Source organism: Actinoplanes ianthinogenes, from assembly GCF_018324205.1.
Taxonomy (GTDB): domain Bacteria; phylum Actinomycetota; class Actinomycetes; order Mycobacteriales; family Micromonosporaceae; genus Actinoplanes; species Actinoplanes ianthinogenes.
In genome coordinates this window covers 2,654,638-2,676,425 of sequence record NZ_AP023356.1, presented here as the reverse complement: position 1 = coordinate 2,676,425, position 21,788 = coordinate 2,654,638, and the positions used below count along the sequence as shown (strand labels likewise).

Below are 21,788 nucleotides of genomic sequence, written 5' to 3'. Positions count from 1 at the left end.
CAGACGAACCGGCACCAATAGTTACGCTTCCCGCGAGATGGCCCGCGACGGTTCACCGCTTGCCCGGGCCCAACAAATCCAGCGACGCGGTCCGCAGGACCCGTAGGAGGACCTCGCATGCGTAAGTCCCGCAACAAAACCCGGCTGGCATATGCCGCCGGGCTATCCACAGGGGTGGTGGGGGCCGCCCTACTAGTGGCACCGACCCCGGCTTTGGCGGCCGCACTTGCCACGATCACGCCGACCAGCGGTCCGGCGACGACAACTGTCACGATCACGTCGTCGTCCACGACGGGGACCACCACGTCCTGGGCGACCGGCACCGCGGCCGTGTTCCTGACCACGACCAACCCGTCGACGGCGTGCCCCACCTACTCGGGGAACCCGGGCGCCACCTACACGGCGGCTACCAACGTGACGAAATCCGCCGCGGACACCGTGTCGTTCACTGTGCCCGCGGGCCTGAACCCGGGCGCGGGCAATGCCCCGGTGACGTACAAGATCTGCGCCTACAGCGACGTCGCCGGTACTCCCGCCAAGGTCAACGACGATCCGGCGAACCTCTTCACGGTGCTGCCGTCGCTTTCGACCTCGGGTGGTCCGACCGGGACCACGGTGACGGTGAAGGCACCGGCGGCCGACGCGTTCTCCACCGGAACCCCGGCGGCGATCTACACGAACGCGACGACGTGCCCGGTCAACTACACCACCACCATCACCGACAAGGTGGCCTATGCCGCGACCGGCGCCACCAAGGTCGACAACACCACGGCGACCTTCAACATCCCCAGTGGTGTGACGCTGACCAGCGGCACACCCCAGGCGATGAACCTGTGCGTCTACAAGAACAACACCGGCAGCAGCGGCGCGGCGGTGGCGGGCCCGCTGGCGTTCACCCAGACGCCCGGTGTCACGTCGAACCCGACCAGCGGGGCGCCCGGCGCGGCCAACACGATCACGTTCACCGCGCCCTCGGGCACCACGTCGTTCGCGACCGCGCCCGGTATCAGGTTCTCGGCGACGGGCTGCCCGGCGACCTACGGCACCCCGGGGACGCTGGCGGTCACCAACGTGACCAAGACGGGGACCACGACCGTGACCGGCGTGCTGCCGGCCGGCGCGAACCCGACCAACGTTGCGACACCGTACAACGTCTGCTTCTACGCCGGATCGAGCAGCGGTGACACGCTGATCGGCACGAGCCTGTACACCATCAACATCCCATCGGTCCAGCTCAGCAGCACGGTGGGCACGGCCGCGGGTGGCAACGGCATTACCGCGACGTCGACCGCGGCCTACCTGAGTGGCGTCACCACTCCCTACGTGGTCTTCACGAAGGAGGAGCGGTGCCCGATCTTCTACTCGACGACCGGGACCGTCGCGACCACGGTGGCCTCGCGTAAGTTGTCGAACAACCGGGCCGCAATCACGGTGCCCGCGCTGCCGCTGACGAACGCCGCGGCGACTGACTACCAGGCGTGCATCTACGGCGGTACGAGCGGGACGAGCACGCTGCTCAGCGCGGCGACCTACACCTCGGCGACCGCGCCCACGCTGTCCGCCGTCACGCCGGCGGCCGGCACGGTGCTTGGTGGTACCGAAATCACCGTCTCGGGTAACTACCTGACGACCGCGCCCGGCTCGATCACGGCCACGCTGGGTGGGCTGCCGCTGACCGACATCACGCCGATCAACGCCACGTCGTTCACCGCCAGGACTCCGATGCACGCCAAGGAGTCCAACGTCATCCTGACGGTCAATACCCCGAACGGCAGCGTCAGCCTGCCGGCCGCGTACAGCTTCGTCCCGGCGATCGAGGCGACGCCGAACACTGCGCCGAACACGGCTGTCGCGGTGAACCTGGCGATCCGTGGGGTTGGTCTGGCCTCCGCGAACTTCACCCCTGGGGTGGCCAACTCGCACATCTACCTGGCCAGGGGCGAATACGATCCGACCGAGGTGGTCGGGTCGAGCGGCACGATGGTCAACCCGGCCATCGCGGAATGCGGCGACGTGCTGGTCATCAGCGACAATGAAGCGGCTTGTGTCCTCAACCTGGCGCAGCGGCTCAACATTCCGGCCGCCAATGTGGCCTCACGGCAGACGGCAGCGACCGATGTGGACACCGTGACCGGCAGTAAGGTAATCACTTCGGCGGTGACCGGCTTCCTGCCGAGCGACATCGGTAAGCCGATCACCGGCACCGGTATCCCGGCGGGCACGATCGTGCGCGACATCGTGGGTACCACCCAGGCGATTCTCTCCAAGGCGGCCACGGCCACCTCGGGTTCCAGTGACATCCAGGCGACCATCGGTTCCGCTGCTCTGCGGAGCTCGCTCACGATGACCGGTACCGGCACTCCCAGCATCACCTTCAGCGGCACCGATCTCACCGTGGCCGATGTCGGTCGCTGGCTTACCGGCACCGGTTTCGGGGCGCCGCGGCAGATCTTGAGTGTCGACCCGGCGGGTCACACCGCGGCGCTGTCGGGCAACGCGCCCAACGCGTCGCCCACCGACGTGTCGGTGCTCGCCAACGTTCCGGTTCCGGCTGGTGCGTACACGCTGACCTTCGTGTCCAACGGTTCGCCCGCGGCGAACACCGGCGACGTGAACTACAGCCAGAGCGTCGTCACGCCGGGTTCCACCTTCACGGTGACCAACTCCTGATCGACGTAGTTCTCCTGCGTTAGTCGGCGGCCCGGAGTCCTAGGACTCCGGGCCGTTTGGCGTCCGGGCTAGCACCTGACCGGACCTCAGAAGCACACAAGAGCAAATCTCACCAATTTCGTCACTGTCCGGAATTAAACGTATTTGCGGCGATACGCTCCGAGGCGAGATGGCCCGTCGACGACTCTCCGGGCCCCCCAATCCGACCGACGCGGTCTCCGAAGGCCGTAGGAGGATCTGCATGAACAAGTCCAAGAAGGCCGCCCGGCAGAAGTGGCTCTACGGTGCCGTCGCTCTGGGAACGGCAGCTGCCGGCGTCGCCGTCGCGACCGCTGACCTTCCGGCGTACGCCGCACCGGTCGCGCTCGTCCTGAGCTCGACCAACGGTCCGAGCGCCGGCGGTAACGCGCTGACCGGCACCGCGACCCCGACGACGGCCAACCCGTCGCCGTTCCCGGACGGGTCCACTCTCGCGGTCCAGTTCCAGTTCTACGGGACCAGCAACACGTCCTGCTACGGCGCTGCCGCCAGCCAGTCGGCCGTCCCGCGGGCGACCGCGGCGGTGACGGCGTCCGGCGCGGTCACCACGGCCGGCGTCCAGAACGCGACCGGCGTGAAGCGGGTGTCCACCACGAAGATCGCGTTCACCGTGCCGACCGGGCTCGCGCTCGTGGGCAGCCAGGCCACCTCGAAATGGAACGTCTGCGTCTACGACACCGGCACCAACTCGCTTCTGGCGACCACGACCTACACCATCAACGCCCGGCCGAAGATCACCAGCATCACGCCGACCAGCAGCCCGTCGCTCGGCGGCCAGACCATCACGGTCAACGGCGAGGGGTTCGCGACGGCGGCCGGCGCCACGACGGCGACCATCGGCGGAGCGGCCCTGACCAACATCAAGATGAACAGCTCCGGCACCAGCTTCACGGCCGTCACCCCGCAGCATGCCGCGGACACCGGACTTGCCGTGGTGGTCAGCACCACCGGTGGCACGGTGACCAGTCTGGACCCGGACAACAACAACCTGCCGCAGGACGCTGACAACGCGACTAACGACGCGCCGATCCCGTTCAGCTACAGCAATGGCATCAGCGTCACGCCGAACACCTCGCCCAACACGGCGCAGGTGGACGTCGACGTTCGCGGCGTCGGCTTCCAGGACTTCATCCTGCCGGGCGCCTTGGACGACAACGACTCCGAGGTCGCGCGCGTGCTGCTCCTCGACGCGCCCTACGCGCAGGGTTCGACGAGCACGGCGACGGCCGAGTGCACCGGTGTCCTGATCATCGACGACACCGAACTCATCTGCACCCTCGACCTCAACGGCGCCGACGGGGCCACGGATGCGGACCCGGCGGACAACATCGACGAGGGCACCTACACCCTGACCGTGGTGGAGAACGCCTCCGACCAGGAAGCCGACATGGCGGTTGCCAACCCGTCGATCATCAGCAGCGGCTCGACGTTCACCGTCGCCCCGTACTGATCGACCCACGGCGGTGCTCCCGCCGTACCGAAGCTGACATGACCGCAAGGCGAAGCGGCCCGGAGCGAAAAGGCTCCGGGCCGCTTTCTGCATGGTGTCCGTCAGGCCAGCCGTGACCATTCCGCGTTGACGGCGGCGACGCTGCGCTGCGCTGACGGCTTGCCGTCCGGGTCGACCGCGACCGTGTAGACGCTCCTGGCGTCGCTGATCCGCCAGCAGATCAGCAGGGTCGGCCGGGCCTTCGCCGGGGTGGTGGCGCTGAAGCGGACCTTGTCCGTGCAGCTGACCGCGCCGATGGTCTGATGGTCGTCGGTGACCCAGGCCAGCTCCTTCTGGCCGGTCAGGTCCGTCCGGGCCGAGTAGAGCCGGCGGACCTCGCCGCCAGTCTTGGTGACCTTGGGGTGGAGGTCGATCTGCCGGCCGCTCGGCGGCGGGGGCAGCGGGTAGTTGATCTTCGTGGTCTGCTTCGCGGCGGCCTCGCGGACCGCCTTGATTCGTTCCTCCCTGGTCCTCTTGTCCGCGGTCTGCGGCTTCTTCGCGGCCTTCTCCGGCTCGTCGGACTTGTCGGCCTTGTCGTGCTGACCGGGCCGGCCGGGCTGATCGGCCGTGACCTCCTGAGACTCGGCCGCCGTGGGGTGCTCGCTGCCGGTGAGCCGCGTGGTGGCAAGTGTCGCGCCGGCCGCCACCGCGGCCAGTGCACCGGCGCCGATGATCACGTGCTTGCTGCGCATGTCCTCGACCTTTCACGGGTCTGTTCGGACGCCTCGCCCTGCTCGGGCGCGCCCGGCGAATTCCCCATCGTCTCCCGGTCGACCTGGGGGTTCGGGCAATTCGCCGGAACCTCTGCGAAGCGGCAACCCGTTCGCTACCGGCGTGCCGCCGGGCCGGCAACCCACCCGGTCGAAGGTGGTCTTCGCCAGCGATCGGGAGGTTAGTCAATGAAGGTTCAGCTGCGCCGGTACGCCGCCGGAGCCGTCGCCGTGGGTGCCCTGGCGGCCGTCGGTGTGTACGCGCTGCCGACCGGCACCACGGAGTGGAAGCCGGTCACCTACGGCCTCACCGCGAACCCGGAGCAGCTGGTGCCGGCGACCGTGTCCGAGGCCGAGCCGGCCCGGGTGGTCAGCACCACCCTCGACAAGTCCGGCCGCCCGGTCGTCACGGTCAAGCAGGCGACCGACCGGGCCGGTGCCGCCAAGCTGGTCGAGCAGGCGCAGCAGGCGGAGAACGCGGTCGGCGTGGAGATCGACGTCAAGGCCGTCGCGCTGGGCGCGCCGACCGGCAGCGACCTCTACCGCAGCCGGCAGTGGGACCTCGGCACGATGCGCGCGGTCGACGCGTGGCAGACCTCGACCGGCGCCGGGGTGACCGTCGCGGTGGTCGACACCGGCGTGGACGCGACCAACGTCGACCTCAGCGGCAAGGTGCTGACCGGCTGGGACGCCACCACCGACAAAGCCGGCGGCAACATCGACCCGAACGGGCACGGCACCCACGTGGCCGGCACCATCGGCGCGGTCACCGGCAACACCATCGGCGTCTCGTCGGTGGCGCCGGACGTGAAGATCCTGCCGGTGCGGGTGCTCGGCGCGAACGGCAGCGGCTACATGTCGGACGCGGCCGAGGGCATCGTCTGGGCCGCCGACAACGGCGCCCAGGTGATCAACATGTCGCTGGGCGCGGGCACCAAGGTCACCGCGGTCAGCAACGCGATCGCGTACGCCCGCGGCAAGGGCGTCACCGTGATCGCGGCCGCCGGCAACGAGCGGGCGCAGGGCAGCCCGATCAGCTATCCGGCCGCGGACACCGGGGTGATCGCGGTCGCGGCGACGGACTCGTCGGACGGTGTGGCGCCCTACTCGAACGCGGGCAGCTATGTGGACGTCGCGGCGCCCGGCAGCGCGATCCTGAGCACGTACCCGGCGGCGCTGGGCAACAGCTACGGCACGATGAGCGGCACGTCGATGGCGTCGCCGCACGTCGCGGGCCTGGCGGCGCTGCTCAAGGCGGCCAAGCCGAGCCTGACCCCGGATCAGATCGAGAAGGCGATCGAGACGTCCGCTGTCGACCTCGGGTCCGCGGGCAAGGACAACGATTTCGGGTACGGCCGGGTGGACGCCGTGGCGGCCCTCGCGGCTGTGGCCACCCCGGCCACCGCGCCGACCACCTCCTCGCCGGCCCCGTCGCCGTCGGTCTCGGTGGCTCCGTCCACTCCCGCGTCGTCGTCCCCGTCGGTCACGCCCTCGAAGAGCGCCATCACCTCGCCGACGCCGGCGCCGAGCGTCAGCACCACCACCGCGCCGCCGGCCACGCCGGTAATCAAGTCGAACGTGACGTCGCGTGAGGTCAAGTACGGCGCCTCGGCCGCCACCACGTTCACCGTGACGGCGCAGGGCAAGGCGTGGGCGCGCAAGTCGGTGTCGGTCTGCGTGACCGAGACCGGCGGCGCCGAGAACTGCACCGACGCGGTCACCACGGCCAGCGGCACGGTGCCGGTCAGCCGGGTCGCCACGAAGGGCTTCCAGGTGCAGGTCAGGGTGGCCGCCGGCGCCGCGAACCTGGCCGCGGAGTCGCCGGTGGCGACCTACACCGTGCGGGCCACGGCGACCGTCACGCGTACCGCCAAGGGCACGCTCGGCATCCAGCTCGGCGGGGTGAACGGGCAGACCGTGGTGGTCGAGCAGTACCTGAACGGCGAGTGGGCGCAGGCGATCACGTACCAGGCCGCGGCCAAGGTCACGCTGAGCGGGGCGGTCGCCGGTCGCAAGTACCGGGTCGTGGTGCCGGAGAGCGCCGGTCTGCTCGGGGTGACCAGCGCGGCCGTCGCCGCCTGACCGTTTCTCCCCGCACGACAGAGGTCCGAGGTGGCACCCGCCACCTCGGACCTCTTCGTCTTCTCCGTCAGCCCATCTGCTTCCACTTGCGCTGGAGGGCGGCGACGGTCTTCTCGGCCGACGGCCGGCCCTTGAGGGAGACCGCCACGGTCAGCACACTCTTGGCGTCCGAGGTGCGCCAGCAGAGCAGCATGGTCGGGCGCTCCTTCGGCTTGCTGTCGTTGTCGAACCGGAACTTCTGAGTGCACTCCGCCGGCCCGACCTTCTTCGGCTCGCCCGCAGCCCAGAGCAGCTCGCGCTGACCGGTCAGGTCGTACTCGGCGGAGACTGTCCGCAGCGTGGCGCCGTCATCCTTGAGCGAGCCCTTGTTGGTCACCTCGACCGGACCGTTCGCCTGGGCTTTCGGCCTCGATACGAGCGGCCGCCTGAGGGGGTATCCCGCCTTCGCCGCGGCCTCGCGCGCCTCCTTGATCTCCTCTTTGACGCTCATGCTCTTCGAGGGCTTCGGCGTGGGCGTCCCGGTCTCCACGCCCTGGGCGCCCCCTCGCTTGTCGTCGGTGGTCGCCGTCGACGGCGCCACCGAGATGGGCGCCGAGCTGGACTGATCGGGCAGCAGGCCGTTGAGGGTCTGCGGCTCGGCCAGGTCCGACTGCCGGTCGGGAGCGAGTTGCAGGGCCACCAGTCCGGCGACCGCGAGTGCCGCGGCGCCGGTGGCGATGATCAGACCGCGCCGGCGCCGGGGCTGCTGGGGACCTTCCGAGGCCGGCAGGTTCTCGTCATCGTTCGCCATGTCATGTCCTTCGCGGGGTTGACTGATCCTTCGCGGGTACGAGGTCCCATGGTTTCGAAGAAAGGTTCATATCGGGGCAAGATCGGGCAATTTTCAGCCGATTGTCAGTCGAGCGCGGCCCATTCCCGTTCCAGCACCGCGACACTCGCGGTCGCCGCCGGGCGGCTGTCCCGGTTCACGGCCATCGTCACCACGCTGCGGGTGGGCGAGGTGCGCCAGCAGAGCATCAGGTGCGGGCGTTCGGCGGCGGCCGCGCCGGCGCTGAACCGGACACGGTTGGTGCAGTGCGCCGAGCCGACCATCGTGCCCTGGTCGGCGAGCAGGCTCAGCTGTCCTCGGCCGGACAGGTCGTACCGGGCCGTCGTCACCCGGATGCTGCCGTCCCGGGTGGCCTCGATCCGCTCGGTGACCTGCTGATCCGCCGTGCCCGGACTGGCCGGCGCGAGGTGCTGCAGGAAGCCGTCCGCGGCCTCGGACGCCGCGAGCTCGTCCGCGTCGAGGGACGGGCTGGGCATCGGACTCAGCTTGGCGCGGGCCGCGGACAGGGTCGGTTTGGCGCCGAGCTGCGGTGGCGGTTCCTCGGTGGGCGGCGCGGACGGCGACGGCGGGGTCTGTGGGGCGAGGGCGGCCGGCTCGGGGAGCGTGGGCTGCTGGACCTCGATCAGCTGGGTGCCGAGGAAGGCGCCGCCGGCCAGGAGGGCGGCCGCGCCGGCGACCGCGACGACGGCCTGGCGGCGGCGCAGCGAGCGGCGGGAGGGTGCGACGGCTGCCGCGGAGGCGTAGAGGCTGCCCTGAGGCTGGGGGTCGTACTCGTCATCGGCCATGTCACCGTCCTCCACCGTAGGTATGAACCTCCATGCTCCCAAATATCAGGACATCAGCGGCGGAAATGGGCTAATCCGCAGAGGCCATGATCTGTCGGGTTCCGGTCGCTCGCGTCACCCGGAGAGGGAGGTCCGGCCGCTTCCGGTTGACCCCGGGATTTCGGTACGCGCATCGTGTGGTGCACGGGTGCGTTGGCGGGCGGATCCGGGGGCCGTCCCGCGTGCCCGGGGCCCGGAGGGAGGCCATCGGTGGCACAGCGTGGTGCGGCTATGACCGAGGAAGAGCACCTGCCGGCCCGGCCGTCCTGGGACTGTCGTGTCTGCGGCGACCCGTGGCCCTGTGAACCGGCGCGAGCTCGTCTCGTCGGGGAGCACGGGCAGGTGAAGCTGGCCGTACTGATGTGGGATTTCCTCGAGGAGGCGGCCCGCGACATGCCGCACACCCCGGCGTCCGACCTCTTTGATCGTTTCCTGCGCTGGACCCAGTGACCGCGGGTTTGGACTGCTCGGAGCCGGGGATCCCGACTTGCGGCGAAACGGTGATGCCGGCCGCATGTCCTCGTTAGGGTGAAAACTACCTTTTCGAGGAGATGAGTATGATTTTTCGTCGTATGACCGTGGCGCTCGGTGCGGCCGGTCTCCTGCTCCTTCCGGCCGTGGCTGCCCAGGCCGCGGGATCGTCCGATCGGGACATCGACTTCCTGCGCGCGGCGCACCAGGCGAACCTCGCCGAGATCGCCGGCGGGCGGATCGCCTTCCAGAAGACCGCCGACCCGGCGGTCAAGAAGATTGCTGCGGACCTCATGCGCGATCACATCTTCATGGACGCCGATCTCTCGGCCACCGCGCGCAAGCTGCGGATCTCGCTGCCGATGACGCCGACCGCCGAGCAGCAGGCGCTGGCCAGGAGGTATGAGGCGGCCGGGACGGACACCTTCGACGAGTACTACATCTCGACCCAGCTGGCCGCTCACCGCGAGGCGCACGAGATGGCCGCGGCGCAGGCGGAACAGGGTGACCAGGAGGCGGTGACGGATCTGGCCGAGAAGGCGGTGCCGATCATTTCGCGTCACCAGCAAGAGCTGCGACAGGCCGCGGAGGCGAAGGGAATCGCCGGGTACGCCGGAGCGGGGGGCCGCGCGGGCTGACGATGGATCGGGACCGGCCCGGGTTCACCGGGCCGGGCTTGATCCGTTCTGTGGTGCGCTCAGCGGACGCCGAGGACCGCCGCGTCGGTCCCGCCGCGCCAGATCACGCCGACCTCCCGATAACCGCCCGCCCGGAGCGCGTCGAGATGCCAGCTCGCCGGCGGGTTCCACTCCGCGGCGTGCCCGGTCGGATAGATCCGCTGCCGCTCCACCGCCTTGACCGCCAGCCACTCGTCCGCGGCCACCCGCGCCCACCAGTCCTCCCACGACGTCGCGGCGCCGGACGCGTAACGCGCATTCCGCTCCGAGCGGGCCTGGTCGCGCAAGCGCCGGGAGAAGTCCGGCAGGTTCTCGTCCGGCATGTGGTCGGCATTCACGAAGATCCCGTCCGGCCGCAGCAGCTCCCGGATCTCCGCGTAGAGCGCACTCGTCCGCTCGGCGGGCAGCCAGTGCAGCGCGGTCGCGGTGAGCACCGCGTCGAAACCGTCGTGCGGCAGCTTGGCCCGCCAGCCCGGATCGCTCAGGTCGGCGTCGACGACGGTCGCCCGGCCGGCCAGCGAGGCCTCGGCGATGGCCAGCAGCACCGGATCCTGATCGAGCACGGTCACCCGCGCGCCCGGGAAGCGGGCGAGCGTCCGCAGGCCGATCGACCCGGTGCCACCGGCCAAGTCGAGCAGCCGCGGCGGCGCGCCACCGGTGACCGCGCCGACCGCGGTCAGCATCGCGTCGAACCGATGCTCCCGGTCCGGCATGAAAGCGGACTGCTGACGATCCCACGACTCCTGCCAGATGTAAGGATTCATGAGGCTCACGCTAGTTACATCGAGCGCGGCTGTCACGCCCTGGCCCGAAGTTTTCGGTAATGTCTGCGGTCATGGTGAGGCCTTACCCGACCCTGGTCGTCATCCGCGGCAACTCGGGCAGCGGCAAGACCACGGCCGCCCGCGAGGTCCGCCGCCGCTACGGCCGCGGGTGCGCCCTGATCGAGCAGGACCACCTGCGCCGGATCATCCTGCGCGAACACGACAGCGGCCCGGATCCGGTGGCGCCGGCCTTCATCGCCACGATGGCGCGCGCCGCGCTGGACGGCGGCTATCACGTCGTCCTCGAAGGCATCCTCTGGACCGGCCGATACGGTCCCGCCGTCCGTGAGCTGATCGCCGCCCATCCGGGGCCGGCCGCCGCTTACTTCCTCGACGTCTCTTTCGACGAGACGGTCCGCCGGCACCTGAGCCGCCCCGAGCCGATCCCGGTCACCGCCGACCAGATGCGCGAGTGGTACCACCCGCTCGACCTGCTGGGCGTCCCCGGGGAGCGGGTCGTCCCGGAGGAGTCGACGCTCGATGCCACCGTGGACCTGATCCTCCACGACAGTGGCCTGTCCGCAGCCGGCCCCTTGGCCACCTGCCCGGACCGCTGCCCCCGCTGCGCCGCCGGCAACCGATAACCGTCGCCGCCCGCTGCGCCGCCGGCAACCGCCAGCCCGGCTCGTCTCAGCCCGCCGCTTTCTGGTCCGTGAAGCGCTCGGCGAACGCCTTCAGATCCCTCCGCTCGATCGCCGCCGCCATCAGCTCCGGAAACGCATCCGGCGTGCACGCGAAAGCCGGCACCCCCAGCGCCGCCAGCGCCGCCGCGTTCTCGTGGTCATAAGCCGGAGCCCCCTCGTCGGAGAGCGCCAGCAGCACCACCACCTGCACCCCGGCCGCCGTCATCTCGGCGACCCGCCGCAGCATCTCCGCCCGCACGCCACCCTCGTACAGGTCGCTGATCAGCACGAAGATGCTGTCCCGCGGCCGGGTGATCAACTGCTGGCTGTACCCGATCGCCCGGTTGATGTCCGTCCCGCCACCGAGCTGCGTCCCGAACAGCACCTCGACCGGATCGCTGAGCTGCTCGGTCAGGTCCACCACCGCGGTGTCGAAGACGACCAGCGACGTCCGCAGCGACCGCATCGACGCCAGCACCGCCGCGAACACCCCGGAGAACACCACCGACGCGGCCATCGAGCCGGACTGGTCCACGCAGAGGATCACGTCCCGCTGCACCGCGGTGGTCCGCCGCCCGTATCCGACCAGCCGCTCCGGGATCACCGTCCGGTGCTCGGCCTGGTAGTGCTTGAGGTTGGCCCTGATCGTCTTGTCCCAGTCGATGTCACCGTGCCGCGGCCGGTTGATCCGGGCGGCCCGGTTCAGCGCCCCGGAGACCGCGGCCCGGGTCTGCTGCGCGATCCGGCGCTCCAACTGCTCGACCACCGTGCGGATCACCTGCCGTGCCGCGTCCTTGGTGGCGTCGGGCATCACCCGGTTCAGCGAGAGCAGCGTGCCGACCAGGTGCACGTCCGGCTCGACCGCGGCCAGCATCTCGGGCTCCAGCAGCAGCCGGGTCAGGTCGAGCCGCTCGATCGCGTCGGCCTGCATCACCTGCACGACGGTGCTCGGAAAGTACTCCCGGATGTCGCCCAGCCACCGCGCCACCTTCGGCGCCGACCCGCCGAGCCCGGCCGACCGCTTGGCCGGCGTCCCGCTCCCGTCCCCACCCGCGTCGTAGAGCGCGGCCAGCGCCGCGTCCATCTGCCCGTCCCGCCCCTCGGCCTTGCCCAGCGACTCCTCAGCCGGCCCGCCCAGCACCAGCCGCCACCGCCGCAGCCGCTCCCGCGAAGCCTCGTCCCGCTCAGCCATCGCCCCTCCGAGCACCCGAGCCCCGCCGCCCCGCGCCGCCGTCACGCCCCGCCGCGCCGGCAGCCCGTCCCGCCCGGCCGTTGCTCCCTGCCACGTCGGTGTCCCGTCCGCGTGCTGCCTGCCTGTTGCTGCCGGCGGCGTCGGTGTCTCGTCCACGTCCTGCCTGCCTGTTGCTGCCGGCGGCGCCGGTGTCCCGCTCGCGTCCCGCCTGCCTGTTGCTGCCGGCGTCAGTGTCCCGTCCGCGTCCCGCCCGGCCGTTGCTCCCTGCCGCGTCGGTGTCCCGTCGCCGCCCCGCTCCGCGCCGGACACCGCCGGCCGCGCCCTGAGCATCGACATCCGCCCAGCCGGCGCCGCCTCCTCCCGCTCGCCTGCCCCGCCCGCGCCCGGCAGCCCGGCCGTCGCCGCCCACCTCGTCCCCCGCCGAGGCGTCAGCCTGCGACGAGCCCGCAGCGCGCGGATGCGAGAACACCGCCGCCACCGAGTGCGCGGCCACACCACCCGCCGTCTCCGGCGCCGGGTGCGAAAACTGCATCACCGCGGGCTGCGCCTCCACCGCCCCTGCCGAGGACTCCTCGGCCGAGTGCGAGAAGAGCCCCGAAACATCCCCGTTCATGCGTCCTCCCGGACCCGGATTGCCTGCCCCAGCAGGGCCTCAAGCGCCGGCAGAACCGCCAGCGCCCGTTCCTCGTCGATCACCACGGCCCCCGCCGCGGCCGCACCGGCCCGCGGACCGGCCACCCGCTCCCCGATGGCCCGCCGCTCGCCGGCCTCGAAGGTCCCGAACGTCCTCCGCAGCAGCGGCAACACGTCGTCGAACGCCTCCGCCGGCACATCCGCCAGCCAGTCGTCGACCAGCCCCAGCAGCGCGTCGTCGTGCACCAGCAGCAACCCGCCCCCGGCGAGGAACCCCTCCACCCAGGCGGCCGCGTGCGCCGGCGGCGTCCCCACGGTCAGCGGCAACCGCAACCTGCGGCGCACCTCGACCGCGTCGAGCCGCCCCGCGTCCAGCAACAGCCGGGTCAGCCGCCCGGCCGGCAACCCGTGCAGATCCGGCCGCTGGGCCAGCGACTCCACGGTGACCAGCCACAATTCTCGCAGATCGGGATCGGCGAGCAGACTGACCGCCTGGTGCACGCCGTCGATGCCGTCACGCAACTGCTTCGCCGCGTCGTCGGAGAGCGACCCGGCCGCCGACGGCAGCCCGGCGCAGACCCGCTTCAGCAGACTCGCGGTCACCGTGGCCAGCCCGGCCACGTCGGTGCGCCGCACATCGCCGTACCGCATGGTCCGCGCCAGCGCGGGCAACGCCGCCATCAGGTGGTGCACGTCGGCGTCCAGCGCGGCCCGGGTGTCCAGGGCGGCCAGCACCTCAGGGTACGCCTCCCCGAGTTCCGCCAGCAGACAAGTCTCCAGCAGCCCGGTCACCTCGGCGAGGCTCCGCGCCGCCCGGGCCCGCCGGACCACCCGTGCGGTCGCCGCGGCCAGCACCGTGGTGCCCCACATGCTGCCCTCGACCAGCCGCACCGCGAACTCCGGCTGCCACCGCACCGTCCACTCCTCGCGGAACGTCCCGGTCCCGCGCCTCCCGGCCGCCGGCTGCCCCCACGGCACGTCCAGCGTGCGCAGCCGGTGCAGGAGCCGGCTGCGTCGCAGGTCGATGTCCTTGCGCAGGTCCAGCTCCAGGGTGCGCTCGGTGGCCTCCGGCTTGAGCCGCAGCGTGCGCTGCTGGGCGGCCAGGTCCCGGGCCAGCGGAACGGCCGGCATCTCCGCCGGCACCGCGCCCAGCCGCTCGCCGACCACCAGCTTGCGCGCGATCAGCTCGGTGCGCAGCGGCTCCCCGTCACACATCACCGCCTCGGCGGCCTCGGTCACCTCGGCCAGCCCGGCGAGCGGCCGCCCGCGCAGCGTCGCCAGCGTCTCGGCCAGCCGGGTCGCCTCGATCACGTGTGCCGACGAGGTGGGCACACCCTCCGCGCGCAGCACCCCGGCCGCGTCCACCAGCCACCGCGGCACCACCGAATCCGCGCTGCTGAACAGGTGGTGATACCACCCCGGCGACCGCACTCCCGCGCCGTAACCCGACCAGGAGGCGAGCCGCCCATAGGTCCACGGCACCCAGGTGAACGCGACCTTCCCCTTACGCCGCCCCTTGAGCAGCGCGGTGTCGTCCTTGACCGCGACTTTCCGGGTCAGCGCCGGCACGTGCCAGGCCCCGCAGACCACCGCGATGTTCTCGTGCTTGCGCCGGACCTCCCGCAGCACCGACCGCATGTAGGCCTCCCGCAGCAGGTCGTCCGGATCCTCCGGCGCGCCCTCGCGGATCGCCGTCATCGCCTCCGCGATCGCCTCGAACACCGGCACCCCACGGTGCTCGACCACGTCCTCCCACCAGCGCTCCGGATCGTCATATCCGGCCGCCGCGGCCAGCTCCCCGATCGGATCCACCGGCCGCGCCGCGGCAGGCTGCTCGGTCGCCGTTTCCCCCATTTCCTCCGGTACGTCAGAAGCCCCGTCCCCGCCGTCGAGCCCCCCTGAAGCCGTGCCGCCCACCCGAAACGCATAGGGCAGGTCGAAGAAGCGGACCGGCACCCCGCGTGCCACCGCCCACCGGATCGCCTGCCACTCCGGCGAGAACACCGCGAACGGCCAGAACGCCGCCCGGCCCGGATCGTCCACCGCGTAACCCAGCAGCGCGACCGGCGGCTCCAACCCCTCGTCAGCCACCCACCGCACCAGCTCGTCAGCCTCCGCCGGCCCCTCCACCAGCAGGATCTCCGGCTGCTGCGCGTCCAACTCCCGCACCACCGCCCGGGCCGACCCGGGCCCGTGATGCCGGACCCCGTAGAACCGCTCAGGCATCGCGGGCGGCCCGATAGAAGTCGAGCCAGTCGGGCCGCTCCCGGACCACGGTCTCCAGATACTCCCGCCAGACGACGGCGTCGGACACCGGATCCTTGATCACCGCGCCGACGATGCCGGCCGCCACGTCGCCCGGGTGCAGCGTGCCGTCGCCGAAGTGCGCGGCCAGCGCCATCCCGTTGGTGATCACCGAGATCGCCTCGGCGGTGGAGAGCGTGCCGGTCGGCGATTTCAGCTTGGTCCGCCCGTCCTCGGTCAGCCCGGTGCGCAGCTCACGGAAGACGGTGACCACCCGCCGGATCTCGTCCAGCGCGGCCGGCACCTCGGGCAGGTCGAGCGACGCGCCGAGCTGCGCCACCCGGCGGGCGACGATCTCCACCTCGTCGTCGGCGTTGGCCGGAACCGGCAGCACCACCGTGTTGAACCGCCGCCGCAGCGCGCTGGACAGCTCGTTCACCCCGCGGTCGCGGTCGTTCGCGGTGGCGATCAGGTTGAAGCCGCGCTGGGCCTGCGCCTCGGTGCCCAGCTCCGGGATCGGCAGCGTCTTCTCCGACAGGATGGTGATCAGCGCGTCCTGCACGTCGGACGGAACCCGGGTGAGCTCCTCCAGCCGGGCGATCGACCCGGTCTGCATGGCCCGCATGATCGGGCTGGGCACCAGGGCGGCCTCGGTCGGGCCCTCGGCGAGCAGGCGGGCGTAATTCCACCCATACCGAATCGCCTCCTCGGCGGTCCCGGCGGTGCCCTGCACCAGCAGCGTGGAGTCGCCGGAGATGGCCGCGGCCAGGTGCTCGGAGACCCAGGTCTTGGCGGTGCCGGGCACGCCGAGCAGCAGCAGCGCCCGGTCGGTGGCCAGGGTGGAGACGGCCACCTCGATCAGCCGGCGGGGTCCCACATACTTCGGAGTGATCTTGGCGCCGTCACCCAGCAGATAGGTCACCACGGCCTGGGGCGACAGGCGCCAGCCGGGCGGCCGGGGCCGCTCGTCGGCGGCGGCCAGCTGAGCCAGCTCGTCGGCATACTGATCCTCGGCGTGCGGTCGCAGAACAGTCACGCGAAACTCCTGAGCAGTCAGATCCGGTTGGTGGCTCGATCAGCAACTTACTGCCGGGGTGTGACACTTTCCGGCGCCAGCTCGGCGCGCATCTCCTCGCGAAAAGCCAGGGTGCGGGCCAGGTCGGCGACCGGGCGGACCCGGCCGGCGTCGACCTCCGGCTCCAGCTGGGCGGCGAGCCGGCCGGTGAGATCGGCATACTCCGGGGGCATCGCCAGGGCGGCGGTCCGGCACAGCTCGCCGAGCTGCCAGGTGTGCCGGTCGGTCCGCGCCCGGGTGGCGATCGTCTCCAGCACCGTCACGCTCAGCCGCTCCGGCCACGGACCGGGGTGCAGCGCGAGCAGCCGGTGCGCCGAGCCGTCCTCGGTCCGCAGCGCCTCGGCGGCCAGCCGGGCCAGCGCGTCCGGTGGCAGCACCAGGTGCAGATCCCAGCGAACCGCCTCGCGCAACACGCCCGCGTCGGTGGCCAGCAGCGCGGCCGCCCAGCGCGTGTCACCCTGCGCGATGGCCGCTTTGGCCCAGCCGTGCAGCAGCGGGGTGGCCCAGTCGTTTCCCCTGGCCAGCGCCAGGTAACCGGCCGGCTCCAGGTCGGCCCAGGAGGCCAGCGGCGCCCCGGCGACCACCTCCTCCAGCAACCAGGCACTGGCCCCGGCCCCGTGCGCCGGGGTGGCGCCGACCCCGTCGCGGCGCAGGTCGTCGTCGAGCCTGTCCGGCGGCCGGACGGCGAGCCGGGCCGGGTCGCCCGGCACCAGGCGGACCGCGGCGTGCGCCCGCTTCCGCATCCGCCGGCCGAACCCCGTGTCCGGCAGCCGGCGCAGCAGGTCGACGGCGGTCTGCCGGACCTCCTTGCGGCGGTCGTCCAGAGCGCGCTCCAACAGGTCCTCGTCGTCGGGGGAGAGGCCGTCGGCGAACGTGCCGAGGAACCGGGCGCGATTCTCCGACGAGTCGGCCCCCCAGGTGCTCTCCACCAGCCGGCGGGCCTGCGCCGGATCGGTGCGCCGCAGGGTGAGCAGGTGACCGAGGCGCTCGGTGCCGGTGGCGGTGGTCCAGTCGGTGACGGTGACCGGGGTCGCCTCGTCGAGCAGCCACCCCCAGTCCGGCCGCTGCCAGGCCAGCCAGGCGCCGCGCCGCCCGGCGACCCGGGCCACGCCGGAGCGGACCGTGGTGTTCCGCCGCGCCGCGTCCAGCAGCGCCGGGAGCAGCACCGGCGGCACCACGCCGCCCCGCGCCGCCGCCGTGGCCAGCCACTGAGCCAGCAACTCCTGCTCCAGATGGGCACCACCCGGCGCACCACCACGCAGGATCCGGGCCAGCCGCGCCCCGGCCGCGACCGGCAGCGGCGGGTCGATCTCCTCCGGTGCCGGCTCGACCGGCGCTTTCGCACCGCTGGGCTGAACGCCCGCCCGCCGGGTCGTCAGAGCAACGGCAGCAGCGTCGAGCAACGCGGCGGATGCACCGGCAACGGGCGCCGGATCGAGCCCGGCCGTCACCCCGCCGACCCGCACCGCATCGGCCTGCCACGGCCGCCGCGCGGTCCCGACCAGCGCCGCCGCCAGCATCTCCGGCGGCAGCTCGGCATCCCGGGGCGCACCCGGATCGGGCACCGGCGGCCCGGCCGGCACGAACTCCCCACCGACCCAGGCCGCCAGCGGCCGCAGCCCGCCCGGTGACCACTCCGCCGCCACCGAGCACGGTCGGCCACCGGCGGCGGCCAGCAGCCACCACGGCTCCCGATGACCCGCCGCCAGCGGCAACGCGTCCCCGGCCGGATCCACCAGCCAACCGTCCCCGGTCGGGACGACGTCGTCGAGGAGCACGGGCCCGTCGTACCGAAAAGGGTCGTCGGCCAGGAGCCGGGACCAGCGCGCGAGAGCGGCGCGCACCGACCCGCGGCCGTCCGGCGAGCCGAACGGCTCGGCCGCGCTCGTGCGGTCGGCGACCAGCGCGCGCAGCGGCGCCGCACCCGGATAGAAGCAGAGGTCGCCGCGGAACTCGGTGCCCGGGACCAGGTCGGCGGCGAGCGACTGGCCGGGCGCGGCGAACGACAGCACCAGCGCGAACCGCGACGTCGCCGACCCGTGCAGCCAGGTGCGCCGGGTGGTCAGCGCGCCGTCGTCGGTGTCGAACTGGCCCAGCACCTGCCAGCGGTCGGTGACCCGGGGCCCGGCCAGCACGTCCTCGGCCGAGGTGGGGAAGCCGATCCGGGAACGGACGGTGGCGGCCAGCGCCGGATCGAGCGTGTCGAGGCGATCGTGCCCGGAGATCAGAAGGTGCAGCATGGCCAGCTCGCCGAGCAGCCGGTCGGCCCAGTGCGGACCGATGCCGGCGATCCCGCCGAGCCGGCGCACCGCGCCCGCCGCCCCCGGCGCCTGCGCGTCGACCAGCCGCGCGGCCATCGGCTCGAACGCCGGGTGACCGCGCCGGCCCAGCCCGGCCAGGCCCTGCTCGACCTGGTCGTCGAGCCAGCGGCGCAGCTCGGTCAGGCCGCCGGCGACCCGCTCGGCGCGGTCCCGGGCGCGTTTCGCCGCGGCCACCGGATCGGGCGGGGACGTCCTGGCCTTGGCCCGGGCGGCCCGCGCGGTCTGCCAGGTGGTCACCCAGTCCGGCGCCGGACCGTCGCCGGCACCCGCGTCGGCCCAGTGCAGCACCAGGCCGACCGCGTGCTTGCAGGGCGCCCGGAAGCTCGGGCAGGAGCACTTGAACGCGGGCCCGGCCAGGTCGGCGGCCACCTGGTAACCCCGGACCAGACCCCAGACGATGTCGTCGAGCGTCCCGGTGGCGCCGAACTGCCCGGCCACGCTGCGCGCACGTTTCAGCGCGGCGGGGTCGGGGGCGAGCGACTCGGCCTGGGCGACGGACCATCGTTCCATGGGCACGTGACGACCCTAGGCCGCCGGTACGACAAAACCGCCGGCGTCGTTCAGCCCACCCGCCGCGTCCGTCCCCGGACCGGGTCGGTTTTCCGCGCCGCGTCGTGACGGGCGCGGACCTGCGCCGACTGTCCCCACAGCACCGCCCCGAAAGCCAGCACCATCCCGGTGACCTGCACGAACGTCAGCGCCTGACCGAGCGCCGCCCAGCCGATCACGGTGGCGGTGACCGGTGAGAGGAGGCTCAGCAACGACACCCGGGTGGCCGGCAGTCGCTCCAGTCCGCGGAACCACAGGACGTAGGCGAGCGAGGTCCCGATCAGCGCCAGGTAGGCGTACCCGAAGAGGTTCTCGCCGGTCAGCGTGGCCGGCAACCCCTCGGCGACCAGCGTGATCGCCAGGAGCGTGAGGCCGCCCGCGGCCAGCTGCCAGCCGGTCGAGGTCAGCAGCGACACCCCGGGCCGTCCCCATCGCTTGGTCAGGACCAGGCCGGTCGCCATCGACGCCGCGCCGGCGAGCCCGGCGACGATCCCGATCGGGTCGAGGCGGGCGGTAGCGGTCAGGACCGCGAGGGCGACGCCGACGGCGCCGATCACACCCGCGATCACCGTACGCACGGAAGCGCGCTCGCCGAGCACCAGCGCGGACAACCCCGCCACGACCAGCGGCTGCACCGCCCCGAGCACCGCCGCCATGCCACCGGGCAGCCGATACGCGCTGACGAACAGCAGGGCGAAGAAGAGCCCGATGTTCAGCGCCCCGAGCACCGCCGATTTCCACCACCAGGCCCCGCGTGGCATCTCCCGGGTGATCGCGAGCAGCAGCAACCCGGCCGGCAGTGCCCGCAGCACCCCCGCCAGCAGGGGTCGGCCGGGCGGCAGGAACTCGGTGGTGACCGCGTAGGTCGTCCCCCACACCATCGGCGTGAGTGCCGTGACCAGCAGAACCCGCATGACGACTCCCTCGACGGAAAGTATCTCGACATCAAGATAACCGACGTCGAGATACTTGGCACCGAGCGATCGTGGAAAATGTCAGCATGAGCGAACCCGACGGTGTCGACCGGATCCTGGCCCAGTGGGCGACCGAGCGCCCCGACCTGGACACCACCGCGATGGGCATCTTCGGCCGCATCCAGCGGATCGCCCGGATCGCCGGCGACACCGCCGAGCGTGCCTACGCCGAGTTCGGCATCGGCCGCCCCGAGTTCGACGTGATCGCCACCCTGCGCCGCTCCGGCCCGCCGTTCCAGCTCTCGCCGGGCGCCCTGGCGGCGTCGATGATGCTCAGCACCGGCGGCACCACCGCCCGGCTGGACCGCCTGGAGAGAGCCGGCCTGATAGCCCGCTCACCCGACCCGTCCGACCGCCGCGGCGTCCTGGTCCACCTCACCGACCAGGGTCTCGAACTCGCCGACCGGGCCGTGACCGCGGGCCTGGCCGAACAGCAGCGCCTGCTGTCCCACCTCACCCCGGCGGACCAGGAGCGGCTGGCCACCCTGCTCCGCCGGGTGCTGAAAGCCCTTTGACCGATCAGCGGGGCCCGCCGGGAGAAGCCCGCTCAAGCAGGGAGAACGGCGGCACCGTCTCGGCCGGGCTCGGCGGCGGCGGGGGAGTGCCGTCCCCGAACGGACGCCCACCGAGCGCCTCCCGTCCGTGCGGTGTCAGCCAGCCGCGGAGATCCGGTCCGGCCGGCACGACGCCGGTCGGGTTGATCATCCGGTGCACCTCGTAATAGTGCTGTTTGATGTGCCGGAAATCGATCGTGTCCCCGAAGCCCGGCGTCTGGAACAGATCCCGCGCGTAGGCCCAGAGCACCGGCATCTCGCTCAGCTTCTGCCGATTGCACTTGAAGTGTCCGTGATAGACGGCGTCGAACCGGGCCAGCGTCGTGAACAGCCGCACGTCCGCCTCGGTGATCGTCTCACCCACCAGGTAACGCTGCCCCTCCAGCCGCGCGGACAACCAGTCCAGCCGCTCGAACAGCCGGTGATAAGCCTTCTCGTAGGCCTCCTGCGTCGTCGCGAACCCGGCCCGGTAGACCCCGTTGTTGACGTCCGCGTAGACCGCGGCATTGACCTCGTCGATCTCCGCCCGCAACTCCGCCGGATAGAGGCGCGGCGCCCCGGGCCGGTGATGTTTCGCCCACTCCAGCGACAGGTCGATGGTGATCTGCGCGAAGTCGTTGGTCACCACGGCGCCGGACGGCACGTCGACGATCGCCGGAACCGTGATCCCCTTGTCGTAGCCCGGGAACCGCCGGAAGAACGCCTCCTGCAACCGCTCGATCCCGAGCACCGGATCCCGCCCGCCCGGGTCCAGATCGAACGTCCAGCTGCGCTCGTCGTGCGTCGGACCGGCGATGCCCATCGACAGCACGTCCTCCAGCCCGAGCAGCCGCCGCACGATGATCGCCCGGTTCGCCCACGGGCACGCCCGGCTCACCACCAGCCGATACCGCCCCGGCTCGACCGGATAACCGTCCCGAGCGTCCGCCGTGATCCGGGTGGCGATGTAACGCTGGTCCCGCGTGAACTCACCGGAAGTCATGAATCCATCCTGCCCACGATTCGCTT

17 protein-coding genes are annotated in these 21,788 nt (G+C 72.0%); 7 read left to right on the top strand and 10 right to left on the bottom strand.

The genetic code is table 11. From position 1 onward, the window contains the following. Window positions 1-213: 213 nt before the first annotated feature. Window positions 214-2,670, top strand: coding sequence for an IPT/TIG domain-containing protein (locus Aiant_RS12350; protein WP_189335314.1), 2,457 nt, complete (start codon window positions 214-216; stop codon window positions 2,668-2,670). A 241-nt stretch (window positions 2,671-2,911) separates the two neighbouring features. Beyond that, window positions 2,912-4,159 (top strand): IPT/TIG domain-containing protein, encoded by a 1,248-nt coding sequence (locus tag Aiant_RS12345; protein WP_189335313.1) that lies wholly within the window; start codon window positions 2,912-2,914, stop codon window positions 4,157-4,159. A 101-nt stretch (window positions 4,160-4,260) separates the two neighbouring features. Here the strand turns inward: Aiant_RS12345 and Aiant_RS12340 are convergent, their stop codons facing one another. Further along, a complete protein-coding gene (locus Aiant_RS12340) occupies window positions 4,261-4,890 on the bottom strand; it encodes a hypothetical protein (RefSeq protein WP_189335312.1) in 630 nt (209 codons plus the stop codon). A 207-nt stretch (window positions 4,891-5,097) separates the two neighbouring features. On the opposite strand from Aiant_RS12340, the gene Aiant_RS12335 reads away from it, so the two are divergent. Beyond that, window positions 5,098-6,990: a S8 family serine peptidase gene (locus tag Aiant_RS12335; RefSeq protein WP_189335311.1), complete on the top strand. Its 1,893-nt coding sequence runs from the start codon at window positions 5,098-5,100 to the stop codon at window positions 6,988-6,990. Between the two features lie 67 nt (window positions 6,991-7,057). Here Aiant_RS12335 and Aiant_RS12330 read toward each other — a convergent pair whose 3' ends face one another. Next, entirely contained in the window at window positions 7,058-7,780 is a 723-nt protein-coding gene (locus Aiant_RS12330) for a hypothetical protein (RefSeq protein WP_189335310.1), read from the bottom strand. A 104-nt stretch (window positions 7,781-7,884) separates the two neighbouring features. After that, window positions 7,885-8,604 carry a hypothetical protein gene (locus tag Aiant_RS12325; protein ID WP_189335309.1) on the bottom strand — a complete coding sequence of 240 codons (720 nt, stop codon included), beginning with the start codon at window positions 8,602-8,604 and terminating at the stop codon, window positions 7,885-7,887. 270 nt (window positions 8,605-8,874) lie between these two features. Here Aiant_RS12325 and Aiant_RS12320 point away from each other — a divergent pair, with 270 nt between their 5' ends. After that, entirely contained in the window at window positions 8,875-9,093 is a 219-nt protein-coding gene (locus Aiant_RS12320; RefSeq protein WP_189335308.1) for a hypothetical protein, read from the top strand. 107 nt (window positions 9,094-9,200) lie between these two features. Further along, window positions 9,201-9,752 (top strand): DUF4142 domain-containing protein, encoded by a 552-nt coding sequence (locus Aiant_RS12315; RefSeq protein WP_189335307.1) that lies wholly within the window; start codon window positions 9,201-9,203, stop codon window positions 9,750-9,752. 59 nt (window positions 9,753-9,811) lie between these two features. Here the strand turns inward: Aiant_RS12315 and Aiant_RS12310 are convergent, their stop codons facing one another. Beyond that, window positions 9,812-10,555: a class I SAM-dependent methyltransferase gene (locus Aiant_RS12310; RefSeq protein ID WP_189335306.1), complete on the bottom strand. Its 744-nt coding sequence runs from the start codon at window positions 10,553-10,555 to the stop codon at window positions 9,812-9,814. Window positions 10,556-10,626: 71 nt separating this feature from the next. On the opposite strand from Aiant_RS12310, the gene Aiant_RS12305 reads away from it, so the two are divergent. Beyond that, the gene (locus Aiant_RS12305) at window positions 10,627-11,199 is read left to right on the top strand and encodes a kinase (RefSeq protein WP_189335305.1); all 573 of its coding nucleotides are present in this window, start codon (window positions 10,627-10,629) and stop codon (window positions 11,197-11,199) included. A 46-nt stretch (window positions 11,200-11,245) separates the two neighbouring features. Here Aiant_RS12305 and Aiant_RS12300 read toward each other — a convergent pair whose 3' ends face one another. From Aiant_RS12300 to Aiant_RS12280, 5 genes are all read right to left on the bottom strand, one after another. Then, the gene (locus tag Aiant_RS12300; protein WP_189335304.1) at window positions 11,246-12,430 is read right to left on the bottom strand and encodes a VWA domain-containing protein; all 1,185 of its coding nucleotides are present in this window, start codon (window positions 12,428-12,430) and stop codon (window positions 11,246-11,248) included. Between the two features lie 609 nt (window positions 12,431-13,039). Next, complete coding sequence (locus Aiant_RS12295; protein WP_189335303.1) at window positions 13,040-15,289, bottom strand: DUF5682 family protein; 2,250 nt, start codon at window positions 15,287-15,289, stop codon at window positions 13,040-13,042. Then, window positions 15,282-16,343: an ATP-binding protein gene (locus Aiant_RS12290; RefSeq protein WP_189335302.1), complete on the bottom strand. Its 1,062-nt coding sequence runs from the start codon at window positions 16,341-16,343 to the stop codon at window positions 15,282-15,284. Before Aiant_RS12290 ends, Aiant_RS12295 begins: the two co-directional genes overlap by 8 nt. A 47-nt stretch (window positions 16,344-16,390) precedes the next feature. Beyond that, a complete protein-coding gene (locus Aiant_RS46490) occupies window positions 16,391-19,213 on the bottom strand; it encodes an SWIM zinc finger family protein (RefSeq protein WP_268248852.1) in 2,823 nt (940 codons plus the stop codon). 50 nt (window positions 19,214-19,263) lie between these two features. After that, entirely contained in the window at window positions 19,264-20,166 is a 903-nt protein-coding gene (locus Aiant_RS12280; RefSeq protein WP_189335300.1) for an EamA family transporter, read from the bottom strand. Between the two features lie 86 nt (window positions 20,167-20,252). Here Aiant_RS12280 and Aiant_RS12275 point away from each other — a divergent pair, with 86 nt between their 5' ends. Further along, window positions 20,253-20,741: a MarR family winged helix-turn-helix transcriptional regulator gene (locus tag Aiant_RS12275; protein ID WP_189335299.1), complete on the top strand. Its 489-nt coding sequence runs from the start codon at window positions 20,253-20,255 to the stop codon at window positions 20,739-20,741. A gap of 4 nt (window positions 20,742-20,745) precedes the next feature. Here Aiant_RS12275 and Aiant_RS12270 read toward each other — a convergent pair whose 3' ends face one another. Continuing rightward, window positions 20,746-21,762 carry a glutathione S-transferase family protein gene (locus Aiant_RS12270; protein WP_189335298.1) on the bottom strand — a complete coding sequence of 339 codons (1,017 nt, stop codon included), beginning with the start codon at window positions 21,760-21,762 and terminating at the stop codon, window positions 20,746-20,748. Window positions 21,763-21,788: the final 26 nt, after the last annotated feature.